Origin of the sequence: Sagittula sp. P11 (genome assembly GCF_002814095.1) — a bacterium.
In the GTDB taxonomy this organism is placed as follows: domain Bacteria; phylum Pseudomonadota; class Alphaproteobacteria; order Rhodobacterales; family Rhodobacteraceae; genus Sagittula.
Map to the genome: position 1 here is coordinate 3,666,250 of NZ_CP021913.1, position 20,988 is coordinate 3,687,237.

Below are 20,988 nucleotides of genomic sequence, written 5' to 3' on the forward strand. Positions count from 1 at the left end.
CCTTCCCAGTTGTCCTCGCCCGCGGGGCCTGACGGCCCCTTGGACGCTCCTCTCTTCTTGCGCGTGTCTGCGCGTCCCCGCGGCCGCCCGGGCCGCAGGGCTGGCCGTGGCTGTCAGGCCGTGGCCGTCTTCACGATCGCGGTCATCTTGCGCGCGATGTCGTCGATTTCGCCCATGGCATCGATGCCGATCAGCGCGCCCTGGGCCTTGTAGTAGGCAATGAGCGGCGCGGTCTGGGCGTGGTAGGCGTCCAGACGGCTGGCCACCGTCTCGGCGTTGTCGTCGGCGCGGCGCCTGAACTCCGTCCCGCCGCACTTGTCGCAGGTGCCCGTCGCCTTCGGCTGCTTGAAGCTGTCGTGGTAGCCCTCGCCGCAGGTGCCGCAGGTGTAGCGGCCGGAGATGCGGGTCACCATCGCGGCGTCGTCGACCTCGAGGCTGACGGCGGCGTCGATCTTCTGGCCGGTCTCCTCAAGCAGCCGGTCGAGCGCCTCCGCCTGCACCGCGGTGCGCGGGAAGCCGTCGAGGATGACGCCCTTCGCGCAGTCGGGCTGGGCCATGCGGTCGCGCAGGATGGCGATGACGATCTCGTCCGAGACAAGCTCGCCCGCTTCCATCACCGACTTGGCGCGCTGGCCGGCCTCGGTGCCCGCGGCGACTGCTGCGCGCAGGAGGTCGCCGGTGCTGAGCTGGACGAAGCCGAACTGCTCTTCGAGCATCCGGGCCTGCGTGCCCTTGCCGGCCCCCGGGGGGCCGAGCAGGATCAGAACGGGGGAGGTGTTCGGGGTCTGTGCGCCGTCCATCGGTCAGGCCCCCCTGTTCATTCTGTTTTCGATGAGGTCGTCGACGACGGCTGGTTCTGCGAGTGTGGATGTGTCGCCGAGTGCGCCGTAGTCGTTTTCGGCGATCTTGCGCAGGATGCGGCGCATGATCTTGCCGGAGCGGGTCTTGGGCAGGCCGGGGGCCCACTGGATGAGGTCGGGCGAGGCGATCGGGCCGATCTCCTGGCGGACCCAGGTGCGCAGCTCCTTGCGGAGTTCGTCCGAGGGTTCGACGCCGTTCATCAGGGTCACGTAGCAGTAGATGCCCTGGCCCTTGATCTCGTGCGGGTAGCCGACGACCGCGGCCTCCGCGACCTTCTCATGCGCCACGAGGGCCGATTCGACCTCTGCCGTGCCCATGCGGTGGCCCGAGACGTTGATCACGTCGTCGACCCGGCCGGTGATCCAGTAGTCGCCGTCGGCGTCCCGGCGGCAGCCGTCGCCGGAGAAGTAATAGCCCTTGTAGTCCGAGAAGTAGGTCTTCTCGAACCGCTCGTGATCGCCCCAGACGGTGCGCATCTGGCCGGGCCAGCTGTCCTTGATGGCCAGCACGCCCTCCGTCGGGACGGCGTCGATCTCTGCCCCGGACTGCGGGTCCAGCACCACGGGCTGCACGCCGAAGAACGGGCGCATCGCCGCGCCGGGTTTCGTGGCATGCGCGCCCGGCAGCGGGGTCATCATGTGCCCGCCGGTTTCGGTCTGCCACCAAGTGTCGACGATCGGACAGCGCCCCTGGCCGATGACGTCGTTGTACCAGTTCCACGCCTCCGGGTTGATCGGTTCGCCCACCGTGCCCAGAAGCCGCAGCGAGGATAGATCGCATTTCGTTGCGAATTCGTTACCCTGGCCCATCAGCGCGCGGATCGCGGTCGGCGCGGTGTAGAACTGGTTTACCTTGTGTTTTTCACAAACCTGCCAGAAGCGGCTGGCGTCGGGGTAGGTCGGCACGCCCTCGAACATCAGCGTGGTCGCGCCGTTCGCCAGGGGCCCGTAAACGATGTAGGAATGCCCGGTGACCCAGCCCACGTCGGCGGTGCACCAGTAGACGTCGCCGTCGTGGTAATCGAAGGTGACCTCGTGGGTGAGGGCGGCGTAAACCAGATATCCACCTGTCGAGTGTACGACACCTTTCGGCTGACCCGTCGAACCGGAGGTGTACAGGATGAACAGCGGGTCTTCGGCATTCATTTCAACGGGTTGGGAGTAGTCGGAGACTTCCAGCGCCATCTCGTTGTAGTCGAAATCGCGGCCCTCGACCCAGGTGGTCTGGCCGCCGGTGCGCTTGACCACGAGGCACTTGACGCTGTCCTTGCAGTGCAGAAGCGCCTTGTCGGCATTGGTCTTCAGCGGGGTCTTGCGGCCGCCGCGCGGTGCCTCGTCGGCGGTGATCACCACCTTTGCGTCGCAGCCGTTGATGCGGGCGGCCAGCGCGTCCGGAGAGAAGCCGGCGAAAACGATGGAGTGGATCGCGCCGATGCGGGCGCAGGCGAGCATGGCGTAGGCGGCCTCGGGGATCATCGGCAGGTAGATGACCACGCGGTCGCCCTTGCGGACACCCAGCGATTCCAGCACGTTGGCCATGCGGCAGACGCGGCGGTGCAGGTCGTTGTAGGAGATCGACTGCGCCTGTTCGTTCGGGTCGTCGGGCTCGAAGATGATGGCGGTCTGGTTGCCGCGGGTCTCGAGATGGCGGTCGACGCAGTTGGCCGCGACGTTCAGCGTGCCGTCCCGGAACCACTCGATCGAGACCTGGCCCAGGGTGAAGTCGACGTTGCGGATCTCGGTCGGCCGCTTCATCCACTCCAGGCGCTCTGCCTGCTCCGCCCAGAACGCATCCGGATCGGAAACGGAGGCCGCATACATCGCCTCGTACTTCGACGCATCCACATGCGCGCGCGAAACCACCTCGGACGACGGCGGATACGTGGCGGCGGATGGTTGAGCGTGGTCGTTCATGGATGTCCTCCCCTCCAAAAGAAGCATTTCAGACACGGCATTCCGTTGGGTCACCGCGAATGAAGGCACAATACCGCGAACCGAAAATTTTTCCATAACATCAGTTTAAATAAAGATTTTTGTGTAAAGCCTGTAGAAAATGGCATGACAATCTGTAAATAATTTTGCCGTCAGGGCGCTAATACCCCTGATTTATCTGGATGAGCCCTCATTCGCGGCAGGCGGGTGTTGCAGGCGGCGATACCCGGCATGGCCGTGCGCGGGCCCAGGGGGCGGGTGTGACAAAACGATGCGGTATGCGGATGTATACCGCTAACGGGCGTCAGGGGCGATTCTCTCCCGATGGGACTTTCGCGGCAGCTAGAGGGTTGCGCCCTGTCCCTGTTTCACTAGGCTCGGGGTCAGAGCGGACCAAACCGCCATCACATAAGGGGAGGATGACATGTCCAACATGATGACGAAGATCTGCGTCTCGGCGCTGGCGCTGAGCATTGCCAGCGAGGCTGCGGCGACCGAATGGAACGTCTCGGTCTGGGGCAAACGGCGCGCGTTCACCGAGCACATCCACAAGCTGGCCGAGCTGGTCGAGGAGAAGACCGGCGGCGAATTCACCATGAACATCAGCTACGGCGGCCTGTCGAAGAACACCGAGAATCTCGACGGGATCAGCATCGGCGCCTTCGAGATGGCGCAGTTCTGCGCGGGCTACCACCCGGACAAGAACCGCGCGATCACCGTGCTGGAGCTGCCGTTCCTCGGTGTGTCGAACCTCGACGAGGAGGTGGCGGTCAGCCACGCGGTCTATGACCACCCCGCGGTCGCGGAGGAAATGGCGCAGTGGAACGCGAAGATGCTGATGACCTCGCCGATGCCGCAGTACAACCTCGTCGGCACCGGAGAACCGCGCGACGAGGTGGCGGAATTCGACGGCATGCGTGTGCGCGCGACCGGCGGCCTGGGCAAGGCGTTCACGGCGGTGGGCGGCGTTCCGACCTCCGTGACCTCGTCGGAGGCGTACCAGGCGATGGAATCCGGCGTGGTCGACACGGTGGCCTTTGCCCAGCACGCACACCTGAGCTTCGGCACGATCAACCAGGCGGACTGGTGGACGGCCAACCTGAATCCCGGCACCGTCAACTGCCCCGTGGTGGTCAACATCGACGCCTACGAGTCGCTGAGCGATGCGGAGCGCGAGGCGCTCGACAGCTCCGTCGAGGAGGCGATCGCCTATTACCTCGAGAACTACGGCGAACTGCTGAAGCAGTGGGACGCGGTTCTGGAAGAGAAGGGCGTCGAGAAGGTGATGATCTCGGACGAGGAGCTGGCAAAGTTCCGCGAGGTCGGCGGCGCACCGATCCGCGACGCCTGGATCGAGGAGATGTCCGCGCAGGGCCTTCCGGCGCAGGAGCTCTATGACCTCGTCGGCACGGCCCTCGAAGAGGCGCGCGCCAGCAATTGACGTTTCGGGTCCGGGCGCAGGGGTGCCCGGACCCTTTTCCGTTTCCTGAAACAGCACCCCGTTTCCCGAGGGAGGGCGCATGGCCGGCAGTGCATCGGTCCTTGAAGACGGCAGTCTCCTGTCCCGGCTCGACCGGGCCTTGCTGAAGCTCGAATGGGGCATGGCCTTTATCTCGGGCCTCGGCGCCTTTTCCCTGATGCTGCTGGCGGTCTGGTCCGTCGGCGGGCGCAACCTGTTCAACGAACCGCTCCGCGGCTACGTCGACTGGATCCAGGCGGCGATGCCGGTGATCGCGATCTTCGGCATCTCTTACGTGCAGCGGCAGGGCGGGCACATCCGGATGGACATCCTCGTCGGCGCGCTCGGCGGGCGGGCGCTGTGGCTGGCGGAGTTCCTGACGACGCTGCTCGTGCTGGTCCTGATGGTGCTGCTGGTCTGGGGGACATGGGCGCATTTCGACCGCTCCTTCGACATGACGAAGCCGAACTGGAGCCGGGATTCCTCCATCGACATCGGGCTGCCGATCTGGCCGGCCAAGCTGGTGGTGCCGGTGGCCTTCTCGGTCATCAGCCTGCGGTTGCTGCTGCAGCTCTGGGGCTTCGGGCGGGCCTTCGTCCTGGGGATCGAGCGGCCGGTGGCGGTGCCGCTGGTCCAGACCGCCGCGGAACAGGCGCGGGCAGAGGCCGACCACATGCAGGGGCACGACGCATGACGCGCCGCACGCGCCGCCCTGACGGGCGCCTTCCAACGATCCGAGGGGCCTTGAACGCATGGAAATGACCTCAATCGAAATCGGGCTGTGGGTGACCGGCGGGATGCTGGTTCTGGTCGTCCTGGGCATGCGCGTGGCCTTTGCCGCGGCCATGGCCGGGCTTGTCGGGCTGATCTGGATCTTCTGGTCGAAGAAGGGCTACGACCCGGAGGAATTCGGCTGGGCGCTGGGGGTGGCGGTAAAGACCGCGGGGCAGGTGCCGCACGGCAAGGTGGCCAGCCAGGCGCTGAGCCTGATCCCGACCTTCATCCTGATCGGCTACCTCGCTTACTACGCTGGGCTGACCCGCGCGCTTTTCGAGGCGGCGAAACGCTGGATCGCCTGGGTGCCGGGCGGGCTGGCCGTCTCCACCGTCTTCGCGACGGCGGGCTTCGCGGCGGTGTCGGGGGCCTCGGTCGCGACGGCGGCGGTCTTTGCCCGCATCGCCATCCCCGAGATGCTGAAGATCGGCTACGACAAGCGCTTTGCGGCGGGTGTCGTGGCGGCGGGCGGCACGCTGGCCTCGCTGATCCCGCCCTCGGCGATCCTCGTGATCTACGCCATCATCGTCGAGCAGGACGTGGGCAAGCTGCTGCTGGCGGGGTTCATTCCCGGTGTCTTCTCGGCGATCATCTACGGGCTGCTGATCGTCGGCATGGCGCTGGTGATCAAGGGCTTCGGGCCGCCGGTGGGCGGCTTCACATGGCGCCAGCGCTTCGCCAGCCTGCCGCCGGCGCTGCCCATCGTGGCGGTGGTCGTGATCATCATCTTCTTCGTCTACAACCCCTTCGGCGGCGACGCCTGGGGCACGCCGACCGAGGGCGGCGCCATCGGGGCCTTCATCGTCTTCCTCATGGCGGTCTGGCGCGGCATGCGCCTGCCCGAGCTGATGGACGCGCTGGTCGAGACGGCGAAGCTGTCGATCATGATCTTCACCATCATCTGGGGCGTGCTGATCTACGTGCGGTTCCTTGGCTTCGCCGATCTGCCTTCGGCCTTCGCCGACTGGATCTCGTCGCTGCAGTACCCGCCGCTCCTGATCCTGGTGTGCATCCTTCTGGCCTACGCGGTGCTGGGCATGTTCATGGACGCCATCGGCATGCTGCTCCTGACCCTGCCGGTGGTCTACCCGGCGGTCATGGCGCTGAACGGCGGCGAAACCGTCTCTGCCGCCGACAGCGCCTTTGGCATGAACGGCACGATGTGCGCGATCTGGTTCGGCATCCTCGTGGTCAAGATGGCGGAGTTCTGCCTGATCACGCCGCCCATCGGGCTGAACTGCTTCGTGGTGGCGGGCGTGCGGCCGGAGCTTTCCGTGCAGGACGTGTTCCGCGGGGTGACGCCGTTCTTCGTGGCCGACGCCATCACCATCGCGCTCTTGGTCACCTTCCCGTGGATCGTGCTCTGGCTGCCATCGCTGGCCTGAGCGCCCGGACCCCACCGCAAGGCACCGGCCCCCACCTTCATCTTGGCAAAAATACCTTTTCAAAGCCTGTCGCCCGTGCTGCCGGCAAGGCAGGGGCGGCAGGCCCGGATCCGGTAACACCAGCGCGCGAGACGCGCGCGCTGGCGCCTCAGGTCAGCCGAACCGCGCCGTGGGCAAAGGCCAGCTTGTCGCGCACCGCGGGCGTCAGCACGAAGGGGTAGAGGTCCGGCAGGTCCAGCGCCCGGTTCACGTGGTTCATGGCGATGGTCAGGTCCACGGCGAGCGTCAGCAGCACCTCCGTGTCCGTTTCGAGATAGGCGTCGTACCCCTGCGGCGGTCCGCTCGGAAGGGACAGGCCGGTCGAGGCCGCGCTGTCCAGAAGGTCGGTGAGGTGCAGGAGATGCGCGATCGTCTCGGCCCAGTCCTCGTGCGGATGGGCGGTGGCGTAGGCGGTGATATGCGTGCCGTCGGGCGACTTGGGATTGGCGTAATGCTCTTTCAGCGCTTCGCCGTAGTCCGCCCGTTCGTCGCCGAACCGCGCGCGGAAACTGTCGGCGAAGGCCGGATCCTCGGACAGCCGCAGGAACAGGAAATGCGCGATCTCGTGGCGCATGTGTCCGATCATCGTGCGGTAGAGCTCGCCGAAGCGTTCCTGACGGTCGGCCAGCACGGCGTCGGAGGCCTCCGTCACGTTGATGGTGATCTCGCCGTCGGCATGGCCCATGATGACATCCGCCTCGCCGGTGGCGGTCTGCTCGGACAGCATCTTGAAGACTGGCCGCGCGCCGGTGTCCTGCGGCGTGAACCAGCCCCAGCGGACGAGGTTGGCAATCACCCAGCGCTTGGCATGTTCGCTGCGCTCCCAGAGCGGCAGGTTGTCGGGTTCGCGCAGGTCGGGCACCGTCTCCGTCATGGCGCAGGCGCGGCAGAGCGGGCCGTCCTCCGCCTTCCAGTTGCAGGCGATCTCTTCGCGGTTCGCGCAGAACGCCGCGTCGGCCAGCATGGTCTGCGTGTCCGGGTCGAAGGTGACGGTCTGGCCACAGCCGCAGGCGGTGTTGTGGAAGAAGACGTCGGCCCCGCAGTTGGGGCAATGGAAAACGCGCATCGCGGACTCTCTGATTGCTTGGCGCCGCTCAACGCGCGGTTCCGACCCCGGTTCCATAGGCGCTGCACATCGTTCGGGCCAGAGGTTTCGGTTCCGGCGTTTTGCCGACGGAGCGGCGAAACGGGCACAAAGGCACTTGCCGAACGCTACTAATTCCAATATTCCGGAAATATGGAATCAACCGACCACATCCACCTCGCGCAACTCACCGCGCTCGCCCATCCGAAGCGGCTGTCGCTGTTTCGGCTGCTGATGCGGCGTTACCCGGACCGGGTGCCGGCGGGCGACCTGGCAGAGGCGCTCGGGATGCCGCCGTCTTCCTTGTCGGCGGCCCTGGCGCAGCTTCGGCAGGCGGGGCTCGTGACGCAGGATCGGCAGGGCACATCGCTCCTTTATGCCGCGGACACCGGCGGATCGGGGCGGCTGGTGAACTTTCTGGTCGCCGACTGCTGCCGCGGACGTGGCGACATCTGTTTCAACCTGTCGGGGGAGGACCCGCTCATGACGGACCATAAGACGCGCAAGTGGAACGTGCTGTTCATATGCACCGGCAACTCGGCCCGGTCTATCTTTGCCGAGACGCTGCTGCGCGAGATGGCGGGCGACCGGTTCGAGGTCTTCTCGGCCGGGACCCGCCCGCAGTCGGAACTGAACCCCCACGCCGTGGCGCTGCTGGCGGCGAAGGGGCATGACATCTCGCCGCTGCGTTCCAAGCATGTCTCGGAGTTCCAGGGTGAGGGTGCGCCGAAGATGGATTTCGTGTTCACGGTCTGCGACACGGCCGCGAACGAGGAATGTCCGCCGTGGCCCGGTCAGCCGATGTCCGGTCACTGGGGGCAGCCCGACCCGGTGAAGGCCACGGGCACGGAGGCAGAGCGCAGGCTGGCCTTCCAGCAGGTCTACGGTGCGCTGAAGAACCGGATCGCCGCCTTCGCCGCCCTGCCGATGGGCACGCTGGACCGGGTCGCGCTGCAGGCGCGGATCGACGACATCGGACGCACCATGGAAGAGACGACATGACCGTATACGCGCTGAACGGCCTCGGCCGGATGGGAAAACTGGTGCTGAAGCCGCTGCTGGAGGCGGGTGCGCAGATCGCCTGGATCAACGATGCCGTGGGGGACCCGGCGATGCACGCGCATCTGCTGGAGTTCGACACCGTGCACGGGCGCTGGGATGCCCGTATCTCTTCCGACGCGGACAGCATCACCGTCGACGGGGTGCGCCTGCCGGTCCATGCGACGAAGACGCTGGAGGACCTGCCGCTCGACGGCGTGGACGTGGTCATCGACTGCACGGGGTATTTCAAGACCGAGGCCCGGATCGCCCCCTATTTCGAGCGCGGGGTGAAGAAGGTCGTGGTCTCCGCCCCGGTGAAGGACGGCAACGCCGCCAACATCGTCATGGGCGTGAACGATGCGACCTACGACCCGGAGGTGCACCGCATCGTCACGGCGGCCTCCTGCACGACGAACTGCCTCGCCCCTGTGGTGAAGGTGATCCACGAGGGGCTGGGCATCCGCCACGGCTCCATGACCACCATCCACGACGTGACCAACACCCAGACCATCGTGGACCGCCCGGCCAAGGACCTGCGCCGCGCGCGTTCGGCCCTGAACTCGCTGATCCCCACCTCCACCGGCTCGGCCACCGCGATCACTCTGATCTACCCGGAGCTGAAGGGCCGCCTGAACGGCCATGCGGTGCGCGTGCCGCTGCTCAACGCCTCGCTGACCGACTGCGTGTTCGAGGTGGAGCGCGCCACCACGGTCGAGGAGGTCAACGCCCTCTTCAAGGCCGCGGCGGAGGGGCCGCTGAAGGGCATCCTCGGCTACGAGGAGCGTCCGCTGGTGAGCTGCGACTACGTGAACGACGCGCGGTCCTCCATCGTGGATGCGCCGTCGACCATGGTGGTGAACGGCACGCAGGTGAAGATCTACGCGTGGTACGACAACGAATGGGGCTACGCACACCGGCTGGCGGATGTGGCGATGATGGTGGGCAAAAGCCTGTGATCGCGCGCTTGCCCGTCTGAAAGGATCCTCATGCCTGCTCTCCTTCCCCTTGCCGTGCCTGTCGCGCGACAGATGGCCCGCGACACCGGCGGCGCCCGTCTGCGGCGCCACGTCATTCGTCGTGCCGTCGCAGGCGTTGCCCTCCACATCAGATACGCGGACCCAGCGGCGGACCCGAGGCCATGAGCACAGCCATCGCAGCGCCGCAGGGCCTTGCCGCCTATATCGCCGTCACGGCGGCCTACTGGGCCTTCATGCTCACCGATGGCGCGCTCAGGATGCTGGTGCTCCTGCACTTCCACACGCTGGGCTTCAGCGCGGTGCAACTGGCCTACCTGTTCCTGCTCTACGAGGTGGCGGGCATCGTGACGAACCTCTCGGCCGGCTGGATCGCCGCGCGCTTCGGCCTGACCTCGACGCTCTACGCGGGGCTCGGCCTGCAGGTCGTGGCCCTTGTGGCGCTGGCGCAGCTCGATCCCGCATGGGGTCTCGGCGCCTCGGTCGCCTACGTGATGGCGGTGCAGGGCCTCTCGGGGGTGGCGAAGGACCTGTCCAAGATGTCGGCGAAATCGGCGGTCAAGGTGCTGGCACCCAAGGGGCAGGGCGGCCTCTTCCGCTGGGTCGCGGTGCTGACCGGCTCGAAGAACGCGGTCAAGGGGCTGGGCTTCCTGCTGGGGGCGGCGCTTCTGGCACTGGCGGGTTTCAAGGCATCGGTCTGGGGCATGGCGGCGGTGCTGGCCCTGATCCTCGCCGCCGTGGCGCTGAGGATGCCACCGGGCCTGCCCGCGGGCAGGAAGGGCGCGAAGTTCCGCGAGGTCTTCTCGAAGGATCGCAACGTGAACCGGCTCTCGGCGGCGCGGGTCTTCCTGTTCGGCGCGCGCGACGTGTGGTTCGTGGTGGGCATCCCGGTCTACTTCTACGCCGTCCTGTCGGACGGGACGGAGGCCGGCAACCGCGCCGCCTTCTTCACCATCGGCAGCTTCATGGCGGTCTGGACCATCCTCTACGGCGCGGTGCAGGCCTGGGCGCCGAAGGCCCTGCGCGCGGCCTCCCGTCCCGAGGCCGAGATCGTCACGGCAGCCCGGGGCTGGGCGCTGGCGCTGGTGCCCGTGCCGCTGTCCCTGGCGCTCCTCGTGGCGCTCGCCGGGGCGCCCGCACCCTGGCTGACGGCAACCCTGATCGCGGGCCTCTTGGTGTTTGGTGCCATCTTCGCCGTCAATTCCGCGCTGCACAGCTACCTGATCCTCGCCTTCTCTAAGGGCGAGCGGGTGACCATGGACGTGGGCTTCTACTACATGGCAAACGCCGCCGGGCGCCTCCTCGGAACGCTCCTGTCGGGGCTCAGCTACCAGTGGGGCGGCCTGCCTGCCTGCCTCGGCACGGCGGCGGTCATGGTGGCGCTCAGCGCGTTCGGCGCGTCAAGACTCAGGGCGCCCTGAGTGCACGGCGGCCTCCGCCGCCGGCCGGCTTCGCCCGAAAGTCGGAAGCCGCAGGGCAAGGCCATCCCTTCATCTTGGCCCAAATACCTCGGGGGTCCGGGGGCAGAGCCCCCGCGCGAAGCGTCTATGCAGGCAAGGCGCGCAAAACATTTGCTGCGCCCATGCAAGACGCGCCCCTGCGCGAGCAAAGCGAGCGCCGGTCGGATCGCGTCAGCGATCCGAAACCTCGTTTAGCAGCGCCTCCAGCCCCGCCTCGAGCCCAGCGAAGGCCTCCGCCAGCCGGGCCTCGATCTCCTGCTGGTAGGCCAGCGCCAGCGGCAGCAGTTCGGCCATCATCGCGCGGCCCTTGTCGGTCAGGGCCAGTCGGACCAGCCTCCGGTCGCTGGCGTCCTGCGCCTTCTCGATCAGGCCGGAGGTTTCCAGCCGGGTCGCCGCGCGGCTGACCTTGGACTTCTCCATCGCCACGCGCGCCTCGATGTCGCGGACAGACACGGTTTCGGCCCCGTCGAGCGGCTGGGCGAGGTGGACCAGCACCCGCCATTCCGGGATCGAGATGCCGAAGCGGGTCCGGTACTGGCGGGCCAGTTCCTCCGACGTGCGCTCCGCCGCCACCGCCAGCCGGTAGGGGGTGAAGCGCGCGAGGTCGAAATCGGGCAGGGCTGCGGCCTGCGGCGCACCGGGGTTGGGTCTGTCTTTCATCGGCCTCTCCCGCAAAGGTGGGTCTTCCCCACAACAATAGGGTTGACTTCATTGCAAATGCAACGATTATGTCGCCAACCGCTACATGGTCACCGGGGAGGAGAGTCATGACACGTTTCGAACTGCCCAAGGGGATGGTCCGCGCGCCGCAGGGCGTCGGCACGCACGAAGGCTACATGCCGGGCTTCGGCAACGATTTCGAGACGGAGGCGCTGCCCGACGCGCTGCCGCAGGGCATGAACAGCCCGCAGAAGTGCAACTACGGCCTTTATGGCGAGCAGCTCTCCGGCACCGCCTTCACCGCGAACCCGCCGGAGCGGACCTGGACTTACCGCATCCGGCCCTCGGTCAAGCATTCCACCCGCTACGCGAAGATCGACCTGCCGTACTGGAAGAGCGCGCCGAACGTGGTGGAGGATGTCACCAGCCTCGGCCAGTACCGCTGGGACCCGGTGCCCTACAGCCAGGAGGGCTACACCTGGCTCACCGGCATGCGGACGATGACGACGGCGGGCGACGTGAACACCCAGGTCGGCATGGCGGCCCATATCTACCTCGTGACCGAGTCGATGGTGGACGCGTATTTCTACAGCGCGGACAGCGAATTGCTGGTCGTCCCGCAGGAGGGGCGTCTGCGCTTCTGCACGGAGCTCGGCATCATCGACATCGCGCCGCAGGAGATCGCGATCCTTCCTCGCGGGCTCGTCTACCGTGTCGAGGTGCTCGAAGGGCCGTGCCGCGGGTTCGTCTGCGAGAATTACGGCCAGAAGTTCGAGCTGCCCGGGCGCGGCCCGATCGGCGCCAACTGCCTTGCCAACCCGCGCGACTTCAAGGCGCCGGTGGCGGCCTTCGAGGACCGCGATGTGCCCTCGACCCTGACGATCAAGTGGTGCGGCCAGTTCCACGAGACACAGATCGCGCAGTCGCCGCTGGACGTGGTGGCGTGGCACGGCAACTACGCGCCCTACAAGTACGACCTCAGCACCTACTGCCCGGTCGGCGCGATTCTCTTCGACCATCCCGACCCGTCGATCTTCACCGTGCTGACCGCGCCCTCCGGCGTGCCGGGGACGGCAAACATCGACTTCGTCCTGTTCCGCGAGCGCTGGATGGTGGCCGAGAACACCTTCCGCCCGCCGTGGTACCACAAGAACATCATGTCCGAGCTCATGGGCAATATCTACGGCCAGTACGATGCCAAGCCGCAGGGCTTCGTCCCCGGCGGCATGTCGCTGCACAACATGATGCTGCCGCACGGCCCGGACCGGAACGCTTTCGAGGGCGCGTCGAATGCCGAGCTGAAGGCGGAGAAGCTGGACAACACCATGTCCTTCATGTTCGAGACCCGTTTCCCGCAACACCTCACCGCCTTCGCCGGGCAGGAGGCACCGCTGCAGGACGACTACATCGACTGCTGGGAAAGCCTCGAGAAGAAGTTCGACGGCACGCCCGGGAAGAAATAGGTGAGGGTGGGGGCGCTGCCCCGGCCGCGCCTTCTCGGCGCGGCACCCCCGGATCACCTCCGGTCCAAGGCAACACCAAGCGAATGGAGACGGCATGCCGTTGAAGCGAAGCTGGGTCGAGGCGGCGAACGCCCCCGACTGCGAATTTCCCCTGAACAACCTGCCGTACGGCAGCTTCCGCTCGGACGAGGGGGAGCCGCACTGCGGGGTCGGGATCGGCGATATGATCCTCGACGTCACCCGGATGGAGCAGGACGGCCTCGTCCAGATGGAGGACGAGGAAGAGATATTCTTTTACGGCGACTGGACGGAGTTCATGACGCTGGGCCCCGCCGCATGGGCGGCGTTCCGGGCGCGCATCACCGACCTGCTGGCAGAGGATGCACCGGATGCGGAGGCGCTTGTCGACTACATGGTTCCGATGGCCGGGACCGAGATGCTGATGCCCTTCACCGTCGCCGAATACACCGATTTCTACGCCGGCAAGCATCACGCCACCAATGTCGGCACGATGTTCCGCGGGCCGGAGAACGCGCTGCCGCCGAACTGGCTGTCGATCCCCATCGGCTACAACGGGCGGGCGTCCTCGGTCGTGGTGTCGGGCACCGACGTGCGCCGTCCCTGGGGACAGCTCAAGGCGCCGGATGCGGATCTGCCGGTCTTTGCGCCCTGCAAGCGCTTCGACATCGAGCTTGAGATGGGCGCCATCGTCGGCACCCCGTCCGACCGCCCGGTGACGGTGGCGGAGGCTGACGCGATGATCTTTGGCTACGTGCTGCTGAACGACTGGTCGGCGCGCGACATTCAGGCGTGGGAATACCAGCCGCTGGGTCCGTTCCAGGCCAAGGCCACGGCCACGTCGATCTCGCCGTGGATCGTCCCCAAGGCCGCGCTGGAGCCGTTCCGCTGTTCCACGCCGGAGCGGGAGCGCCCGCTGCTCGACTACCTGGAGGAGCCGGGGCCGATGCTTTACGACATCGCGCTGGAGGTGGGGCTTGCACCCGAGGGGAAGGCCGAGACAGTGATCGCCCGCACGAACTACAACGTGATGTACTATTCGTCCGCGCAGCAGCTTGCGCATCACACCACCTCCGGCTGCCCGATGAACACCGGCGACCTTCTGGGTTCGGGCACGATTTCCGGGCCGGAGAAGGGCGCACGCGGGGCGCTGCTGGAGCTGAGCTGGGGCGGCAAGGAGCCTGTCACGCTCGACACCGGCGAGACGCGCAGCTTCATCGAGGACGGCGACACGCTGACCCTGCGCGGTCACGCGCAGGGCGACGGCTACCGCGTCGGGTTCGGCGCCTGCACCGGCAAGGTGCTGCCCGCGCTCGACGATCCCTACGCGCGGTAAGTCGAAATGGCGGCGCTCGACCATATCCAGCTTGCCATGCCCGAGGGCGGGGAGGCGGAGGCGCGCGCCTTCTGGAGCGGGCTGATCGGGCTGGCCGAGCTGGAGAAGCCCGAGGCGCTGAGGGCGCGGGGCGGGGTCTGGTTCGCACTCGACGGGGCAGAGCTGCACCTGGGCGTGGAGCCCGGCTTCGCCCCGGCCCGAAAGGCACACCCCGGCCTGCGGGTGCCCGGCATCGACAGGCTGGCAACGGGGCTGTCCGAGGCGGGGCGCCCGGTGAAATGGGACGACGACATCGCGGGACGCCGGAGGTTCTTTACCGAGGACCCCTTCGGCAACCGCCTGGAATTTCTGGAAGAGGACTGAGATATGGCCAAGGCATTCGCCTCCGCAGGCGACATGGCGGAAAAGAAGACGAGCTTCACGCAGGTGGGCGAGGGGCTTTATGCCTTCACCGCCGAGGGCGACCCCAACACCGGCGTGATCATCGGCGACGACAGCGTGATGATCGTCGAGGCACAGGCAACGCCGCGCCTCGCCCGGAAGGTGATAGAGCACGTCCGCGAGGTCACCGACAAGCCGATCAGCCACCTCGTGCTGACGCATTACCACGCGGTGCGCGTGCTGGGCGCCTCGGCCTATGGCGCGCGGGAGATCATCATGTCCGACACTGCGCGCGCCATGGTGGCGGAGCGCGGGCAGGAGGACTGGGACAGCGAGTTCGATCGCTTCCCGCGCCTGTTCCAGGGACACGAGGAAATCCCGGGGCTCACCTGGCCGACGACGACGTTTTCCGAGGCGATGACCGTCTACCTGGGCAACCGCCGGGTCGACATCATGCACCTGGGCCGCGCGCATACCGCGGGGGACGCGGTGATCTGGGTGCCGGATCAGGAAGTCATGTTCACCGGCGACATCGTGGAATACCACTCCGCCTGCTACTGCGGCGACGGGCACTACGGCGACTGGGAAGACACGCTGATGAACATCGCCGCCTACGAGCCCAAGGCGATCGCTCCGGGCCGTGGCGACGCGCTGGTCGGCGAGGAGATGGTGGCGACCGCCATCGAGAACACCGCCGACTTCGTCCGCTCGACCTACAAGCCGGTGCAGAAGGTGGTGGGCCGGGGCGGCTCGCTGAAAGAGGCCTGGGACGCGGTGCGCGAAGCCTGCGATCCGAAGTTCTCGGACTACGCGATCTACGAGCACTGCCTGCCGTTCAACGTGGCGCGTGCCTATGACGAGGCCCGAGGCATCGACACGCCGCGCGTCTGGACTGCCGAGCGCGACAAGGAAATGTGGAACGCCCTTCAGGGGTGAGCGCCGATCCGGCGCAGCCGGTGGACCGTCCGGTGGACGGTCCATTGCGCGAACGGGCGAAGCCCCGGCAAGGCGCCGGTTCGGCGCAGCCGGGCAGAGTGTTCGCGGGGTGCCGGTAACGGCGCGGGCGGTCTTGTAAGCAGTCCCGGTGCGGGTTGCGGTCCTTCGGAGCGCAGCGCCCGGGCCGGAGCGGTCAGGGAGAGGGCGTGGCATGTCGGATGCGGGCGTGAACCTATCGGCAGAGAACCCGTGGCGCGTGATGGCGCTGAACAACGCATGGGCCAACGAGGTGCTGCTGGAGGCCATCTCGGGCCTTTCGGACGAGGCGTTCGCCGCGCCGCGCCCCGGCTTCTTTCCCTCGCTCAAGGCCACGCTGAACCACATCCTGCTGGTCGACCTGTTCTACCTTGACGCGATGCAGGAGGGCGGGCTGGGCTACAGCCTGCGCGACCGTCCCGAGGTGTCCTCGGTTCCCGCGCTGGCACAGGAACAGGCGGCGGCGGACCTGCGGCTGATCGGGTTCTGCGAGGGGCTGACCGGCGACGATCTCGGGCGCACCATCACCATGGAGCGCCCGGGCGGCCCGGTGCAGGAGACCATCGCCGCGCTGCTGCTGCACCTGTTCCAGCATCAGGTTCACCACCGGGGGCAGGCGCACACGATGATACTGGCGGCGGGGATCGCTCCGCCGCAGCTTGACGATTTCCACCTTGATTATGGCCGTGTGCCTTCGGCGCAGGCGTGGTGGGACAGGGCTTGGGGGACAGGCGCGGCTGAGGCCCGCCAAGGGGAGGAGAGACGATGATACATGACCGCTACCAGCTTGCGTTCAGGCTGTATCCCTACGAACGGTCAGCCGATCAGGACGCCGACGCGCCGGTGCGCCATCCGGTGGTCATCATGGGCGGCGGTCCTATCGGGGTGGCCACGGCGCTCGACCTCGGGCTGCAGGGCATCCAGGTGGTGGTGCTGGACGACCACGAGGGGATCGGGCAAGGGTCGCGCGCCATCTGCTTTGCCAAACGCTGCCTCGAGATCGCGGACCGCTACGGCTGCGCGCAGCCGATGCTCGACAAGGGCGTGGTCTGGAACCTCGGCAAGGTGTTCCACGAGGACCGCAAGGTGTTCGAGTTCAACCTCCTGCCGGAGGAAGGCCACCGCTTCCCCGCCTTCATCAACCTCCAGCAGCCCTATTTCGAGAAGTTCCTTGTCGAACGCGTGCGCGAGGCGCAGGCGGCGGGCGCGCCCATCGAGCTGCGCGGCCGCAACCGCGTCGACAGCGTCGAGGTGAAGGAGGATCACACGGTGCTGCAGATCACCACGCCCGACGGTCCCTACACCATCGAGGCGGACTGGCTGATCGGCTGCGACGGCGCGGGCTCGCCCTTGCGGAGCATGATGGGTCTGGATTTCGAGGGGCGCGTCTTCGAAGACAGCTTCCTGATCGCCGATATCCGCATGCTGGGCGAGGCCTTCCCGACCGAACGCTGGTTCTGGTTCGAGCCGACGCACGGGGCGGGGGCCTCGACGCTTCTGCACAAGCAGCCGGACGACGTGTGGCGGGTGGACTTCCAGATTGGCTGGGACGTGGACCGCAAGGAGGAGCTGAAGGAAGAGAACGTCCGCCGCAGGCTGGATGCCTTCCTTGGCGGCGTGGAGTACGAGATCGTCTGGACCTCGATCTACACCTTCCAGTGCCGCCGGATGAAGCAGTTCCGCCACGGGCGGGTGCTGTTCGCCGGGGACTCGGCGCACCAGGTGTCGCCCTTCGGCGCGCGCGGCGCCAATTCCGGGATGCAGGACGCCGACAACCTAGGCTGGAAGCTGGGCATGGTGATCCGGGGCGAGGCACCGGACCGGCTGCTGGACAGCTACGACGAGGAGCGCCGCTTCGGGGCGGACGAGAACATCCTGAACTCGACCCGCGCGACGGATTTCATCACGCCGAAGACCAAGACCTCGCACCTGTTCCGCAATGCCGTGCTGTCGCTGGCGGAGCATCACGCCTTTGCCCGGCCGCTGGTCAACTCCGGGCGGCTGTCGGTGCCCTGCACCTATGACGGGCTGTCGCTGACCGGCGAGGACGGGCTGGCGGGCGGACCGCAGAGGACGCGCCCCGGCAGCCCCTGTCCCGATGCGCCGATGGGCAACGGCTATCTGCTGGGCGCATTGGGCGGACGGTTCGTGCTGCTGACGCTGGATGCGGAGGCGCCGGAGACCCTGACCGAGGATGGCGTGGAGGTCGCGCGCGTTGCGCTCTCGGCGGCGGACGATCCCAGCGGCGCGCTGGCAGAGCGGTACATCGGCACGGCAGGGAGCGCGGTCTACCTGATCCGCCCGGACCAGCACGTGGTGGCGCGCTGGGACAGCTATGACGAGGCACGGGTGCGCGCGGCGCTGCGCCGCGCCTGCGGGAAGGAGTGAGGGCGATGCTGAACACCAGTCCGAACATCGAGGCGCCGGACGAGTTCTACGCCGAGCTGATCCAGATCCACGAGGGCCTGTCCGACGAGGAGAGCGCGGCGCTGAACGCGCGGCTGATCCTGCTGCTGGCCAACCACGTGGGCGACCGCGCTGTCCTTCGCGAGGCCCTGCAGGCGGCCCGCGCGGCGGGTTGACCCGCAAACCGTGCTGCTGTCCGGCGTGGATGGACCGCGCCGGACATCCTTCCGGGGCCGTGACCGGAAACGACCGGCACAGGCCCCGAAAAGGGGCTTTTACACCCTGGCCGCCCCGGCGGCCGGGGCAGATAATTCCCGTTCAAACCCCGTCAAGCACATAGTTTTCCCGGAGTTCGGTTGTCCGTGGGTGCCGATTGCGACATGATAGTGCCGCAAACAGATGCGGCCGCGTGTCGCAAACCGACCGGAAACGGCGCGCCTGTGCGCTTGCTTGGCGAAACAGGCGGCCAGACTGGCAGACACCCGGCACTTTACGCAGCGTCGGGTTCGCGCTTCGGCGCCAAGAAACAATCGGATCGACGAGAGGGGTGACGACATGTTCCGACACATCATGATTCCGGTGGACCTGGGGCACCTGGACAAGCTGCAAAAGGCGCTCGACGTCGCTGCGGCAGAGGCCAAGCACCACGGCTGCCCGGTGACCTACGTCTCGGTGACGGGCAATACCCCCGGGCCGCAGGGACACACGCCGGAAGAGTTCAAGAGCAAGCTCGCCGACTTTGCCGCGGCACAGGCCGAGACGCATGGGATTTCTGCCCATGCGCATACCGTCGTCGCCCACGACCCGTCCGTCGATGTGGACGACAAGCTTCTGGCGGCGGTCGAAGAGATCGGCGCCGACCTCGTGATCATGGCGTCGCATCCGCCGAACGTGGCGGACTACTTCTGGCCGTCGCATGGCGGCAGCCTTGCCAGCCACGCCTCCGTCAGCGTGTTGCTGGTGCGCGACAACTGACCTCTGGCCGCCGGGCGTGACTTGCAACCTGCCCGGACGGACTACCTGCCAGAACTACAAAAGCAACAGAAAAGGACAAAGGGGAACGCGAGATGACAGAAAATTCAGTCGACCCGGAGACGGGCATACCGGTGCCGGAGGGCGCTGCAAATCTCATCGACACGGAATACACGATCGGCCAGGACAACATCCAGACGCAGGTCGGGCCGTTCGGCATGGACATCCACAACCCGGTCTTCCTGATCTCGGGTCTCAGCATCATGGCCTTCGTGTTCTACGCGCTGGCGCTGCCCGAGCAGGCGGGCGAGTTCTTTGGCTGGCTGCGCCCGGCGCTGACCTCGTCGTTTGACTGGTTCTTCCTGAGCGCGGCGAACATCTTCGTGCTGTTCTGCCTTGCGCTGATCGTGCTGCCGGTGGGCTCTGTCCGGCTGGGCGGTGCGGATGCGACACCGGATTACACCTACCTCGGCTGGTTCGCGATGCTCTTTGCCGCCGGCATGGGCATCGGCCTGATGTTTTTCGGGGTGCTCGAGCCGGTCTATCACATGGCGATCTCGCAACCGCTGGGCACGCCGTCGCCCATCGCCGAGGACGGCAGCATCATCGCCGCCAACGTCGACGCGGCGCGCGAGATGGGCCTTGCCGCCACGATCTACCACTGGGGCCTGCACCCCTGGGCGATCTACGCGGTCGTGGCGCTGGCGCTTGCGCTCTTCAGCTACAACAAGGGCCTGCCGCTGACGATCCGCTCCGCCTTCTACCCGATTTTCGGCGAGAAGGTCTGGGGCTGGTGGGGTCACGTCATCGACACGCTGGCGGTCTTCGCGACGCTCTTCGGCCTTGCCACCTCGCTGGGCTTCGGTGCGCAGCAGGCCAATGCCGGTCTTGAGCACGTCTTCGGTATCCCGAACAACACCACGGTCCAGATCCTGCTCATCACCTTCATCACGGCCATCGCGCTGGTGTCGGTGCTGCGCGGTCTCGACGGCGGTGTGAAGCTGCTGTCCGAAATCAACATGGGCATCGCCGCCGTGCTGCTGGTCTTCGTGTTCTTTGCCGCCGGCGCCATGGCGATCCTGACAGAGTTCGGTCAGGGCATGGTGGCCTACGCCAAGGACCTCATCCCGCTGTCGAACCCGTTCGGCCGTGAGGACGATGCCTACCGTCAGGGTTGGACCGCGTTCTACTGGGCGTGGTGGATCTCCTGGTCGCCGTTCGTGGGCATGTTCATCGCCCGTGTCAGCCGTGGCCGTACCGTGCGCGAGTTCATCATCTGCGTGCTGCTGATCCCCTCGCTGGTCTGCATCCTGTGGATGGCGACTTTCGGCGGCGCGGCGATCGAGCAGGTGCTGGCCGATCCGGTGAATTCGCCGGTGAAAGCTCAGGTGATCGACAGCTACAACCCGCCGATCTCGCTGTTTGCGATGCTCGAAGGGCTGCCGCTGGCAAGCCTGACCTCGGTCATCGCCATTGTGCTGGTGATCGTGTTCTTCGTGACCTCCTCCGACTCCGGGTCGCTCGTGATCGACACGATCACCGCGGGCGGCAAGGTCGATGCGCCGGTCCCGCAGCGGGTCTTCTGGTGTGTCTTCGAAGGCGCGGTGGCCATCGTGCTGCTGCTGGGCGGTGGCCTTGCGGCCTTGCAGGCCATGGTCATCTCGACCGGTCTGCCGTTCACTCTGGTGCTGCTCGCGATGTGCTGGGCGATCTACCAGGGTCTCAGGACAGAACGCCGGGCCTGAAGCGCCTGACATGACGGGAAAGGCGGG

The 20,988-nt window shown here is 66.9% G+C and carries 19 protein-coding genes; 15 read left to right on the forward strand and 4 right to left on the reverse strand.

Annotation, left to right across the window (positions count from 1 at the left end):
* Positions 1–113: 113 nt before the first annotated feature.
* Positions 114–800 (reverse strand): adenylate kinase, encoded by a 687-nt coding sequence (locus CDO87_RS17800; protein WP_100930021.1) that lies wholly within the window; start codon positions 798–800, stop codon positions 114–116.
* A gap of 3 nt (positions 801–803) precedes the next feature.
* Positions 804–2,774 (reverse strand): acetate--CoA ligase, encoded by a 1,971-nt coding sequence (gene acs / locus CDO87_RS17805; RefSeq protein ID WP_100930022.1) that lies wholly within the window; start codon positions 2,772–2,774, stop codon positions 804–806.
* 442 nt (positions 2,775–3,216) lie between these two features.
* Here acs and CDO87_RS17810 point away from each other — a divergent pair, with 442 nt between their 5' ends.
* The 3 genes from CDO87_RS17810 (at position 3,217) to CDO87_RS17820 (ending at position 6,410) form a co-directional block, all read left to right on the forward strand.
* A complete protein-coding gene (locus tag CDO87_RS17810; protein ID WP_100930023.1) occupies positions 3,217–4,233 on the forward strand; it encodes a C4-dicarboxylate TRAP transporter substrate-binding protein in 1,017 nt (338 codons plus the stop codon).
* A gap of 79 nt (positions 4,234–4,312) precedes the next feature.
* The gene (locus CDO87_RS17815; protein WP_100930024.1) at positions 4,313–4,945 is read left to right on the forward strand and encodes a TRAP transporter small permease subunit; all 633 of its coding nucleotides are present in this window, start codon (positions 4,313–4,315) and stop codon (positions 4,943–4,945) included.
* Between the two features lie 64 nt (positions 4,946–5,009).
* Complete coding sequence (locus CDO87_RS17820; RefSeq protein ID WP_100931022.1) at positions 5,010–6,410, forward strand: TRAP transporter large permease; 1,401 nt, start codon at positions 5,010–5,012, stop codon at positions 6,408–6,410.
* Between the two features lie 148 nt (positions 6,411–6,558).
* Here CDO87_RS17820 and CDO87_RS17825 read toward each other — a convergent pair whose 3' ends face one another.
* The gene (locus CDO87_RS17825) at positions 6,559–7,515 is read right to left on the reverse strand and encodes a putative zinc-binding metallopeptidase (RefSeq protein WP_100930025.1); all 957 of its coding nucleotides are present in this window, start codon (positions 7,513–7,515) and stop codon (positions 6,559–6,561) included.
* 171 nt (positions 7,516–7,686) lie between these two features.
* Between CDO87_RS17825 and CDO87_RS17830 the strand changes: the two genes are divergently transcribed.
* The 3 genes from CDO87_RS17830 (at position 7,687) to arsJ (ending at position 10,969) form a co-directional block, all read left to right on the forward strand.
* Positions 7,687–8,535, forward strand: coding sequence for a metalloregulator ArsR/SmtB family transcription factor (locus CDO87_RS17830; protein WP_100930026.1), 849 nt, complete (start codon positions 7,687–7,689; stop codon positions 8,533–8,535).
* Positions 8,532–9,530, forward strand: a complete 999-nt coding sequence (locus CDO87_RS17835) for an ArsJ-associated glyceraldehyde-3-phosphate dehydrogenase (RefSeq protein WP_100930027.1) — start codon at positions 8,532–8,534, stop codon at positions 9,528–9,530. Before CDO87_RS17830 ends, CDO87_RS17835 begins: the two co-directional genes overlap by 4 nt.
* Positions 9,531–9,712: 182 nt before the next feature.
* A complete protein-coding gene (gene arsJ, locus CDO87_RS17840; protein ID WP_100930028.1) occupies positions 9,713–10,969 on the forward strand; it encodes an organoarsenical effux MFS transporter ArsJ in 1,257 nt (418 codons plus the stop codon).
* 210 nt (positions 10,970–11,179) lie between these two features.
* Here the strand turns inward: arsJ and CDO87_RS17845 are convergent, their stop codons facing one another.
* Complete coding sequence (locus CDO87_RS17845) at positions 11,180–11,668, reverse strand: MarR family winged helix-turn-helix transcriptional regulator (RefSeq protein WP_100930029.1); 489 nt, start codon at positions 11,666–11,668, stop codon at positions 11,180–11,182.
* Between the two features lie 107 nt (positions 11,669–11,775).
* On the opposite strand from CDO87_RS17845, the gene hmgA reads away from it, so the two are divergent.
* The 9 genes from hmgA (at position 11,776) to CDO87_RS17890 (ending at position 20,961) form a co-directional block, all read left to right on the forward strand.
* Positions 11,776–13,131, forward strand: a complete 1,356-nt coding sequence (gene hmgA, locus CDO87_RS17850) for a homogentisate 1,2-dioxygenase (RefSeq protein ID WP_100930030.1) — start codon at positions 11,776–11,778, stop codon at positions 13,129–13,131.
* 94 nt (positions 13,132–13,225) lie between these two features.
* A complete protein-coding gene (gene fahA, locus CDO87_RS17855; protein WP_100930031.1) occupies positions 13,226–14,485 on the forward strand; it encodes a fumarylacetoacetase in 1,260 nt (419 codons plus the stop codon).
* Between the two features lie 6 nt (positions 14,486–14,491).
* Entirely contained in the window at positions 14,492–14,848 is a 357-nt protein-coding gene (locus CDO87_RS17860) for a glyoxalase (RefSeq protein ID WP_100930032.1), read from the forward strand.
* 3 nt (positions 14,849–14,851) lie between these two features.
* The gene (locus CDO87_RS17865) at positions 14,852–15,802 is read left to right on the forward strand and encodes an MBL fold metallo-hydrolase (protein ID WP_100930033.1); all 951 of its coding nucleotides are present in this window, start codon (positions 14,852–14,854) and stop codon (positions 15,800–15,802) included.
* Between the two features lie 211 nt (positions 15,803–16,013).
* Positions 16,014–16,607 carry a DinB family protein gene (locus tag CDO87_RS17870; protein WP_100930034.1) on the forward strand — a complete coding sequence of 198 codons (594 nt, stop codon included), beginning with the start codon at positions 16,014–16,016 and terminating at the stop codon, positions 16,605–16,607.
* A complete protein-coding gene (locus CDO87_RS17875) occupies positions 16,604–18,226 on the forward strand; it encodes an FAD-dependent oxidoreductase (RefSeq protein ID WP_100930035.1) in 1,623 nt (540 codons plus the stop codon). The genes CDO87_RS17870 and CDO87_RS17875 overlap by 4 nt, the downstream gene beginning before the upstream one ends.
* A 5-nt stretch (positions 18,227–18,231) precedes the next feature.
* Complete coding sequence (locus tag CDO87_RS17880) at positions 18,232–18,420, forward strand: DUF2783 domain-containing protein (RefSeq protein WP_100930036.1); 189 nt, start codon at positions 18,232–18,234, stop codon at positions 18,418–18,420.
* A gap of 379 nt (positions 18,421–18,799) precedes the next feature.
* Positions 18,800–19,219 (forward strand): universal stress protein, encoded by a 420-nt coding sequence (locus CDO87_RS17885; protein WP_100930037.1) that lies wholly within the window; start codon positions 18,800–18,802, stop codon positions 19,217–19,219.
* A gap of 92 nt (positions 19,220–19,311) precedes the next feature.
* Positions 19,312–20,961: a BCCT family transporter gene (locus CDO87_RS17890; protein WP_100930038.1), complete on the forward strand. Its 1,650-nt coding sequence runs from the start codon at positions 19,312–19,314 to the stop codon at positions 20,959–20,961.
* The last annotated feature ends 27 nt before the right edge of the window (positions 20,962–20,988 follow it).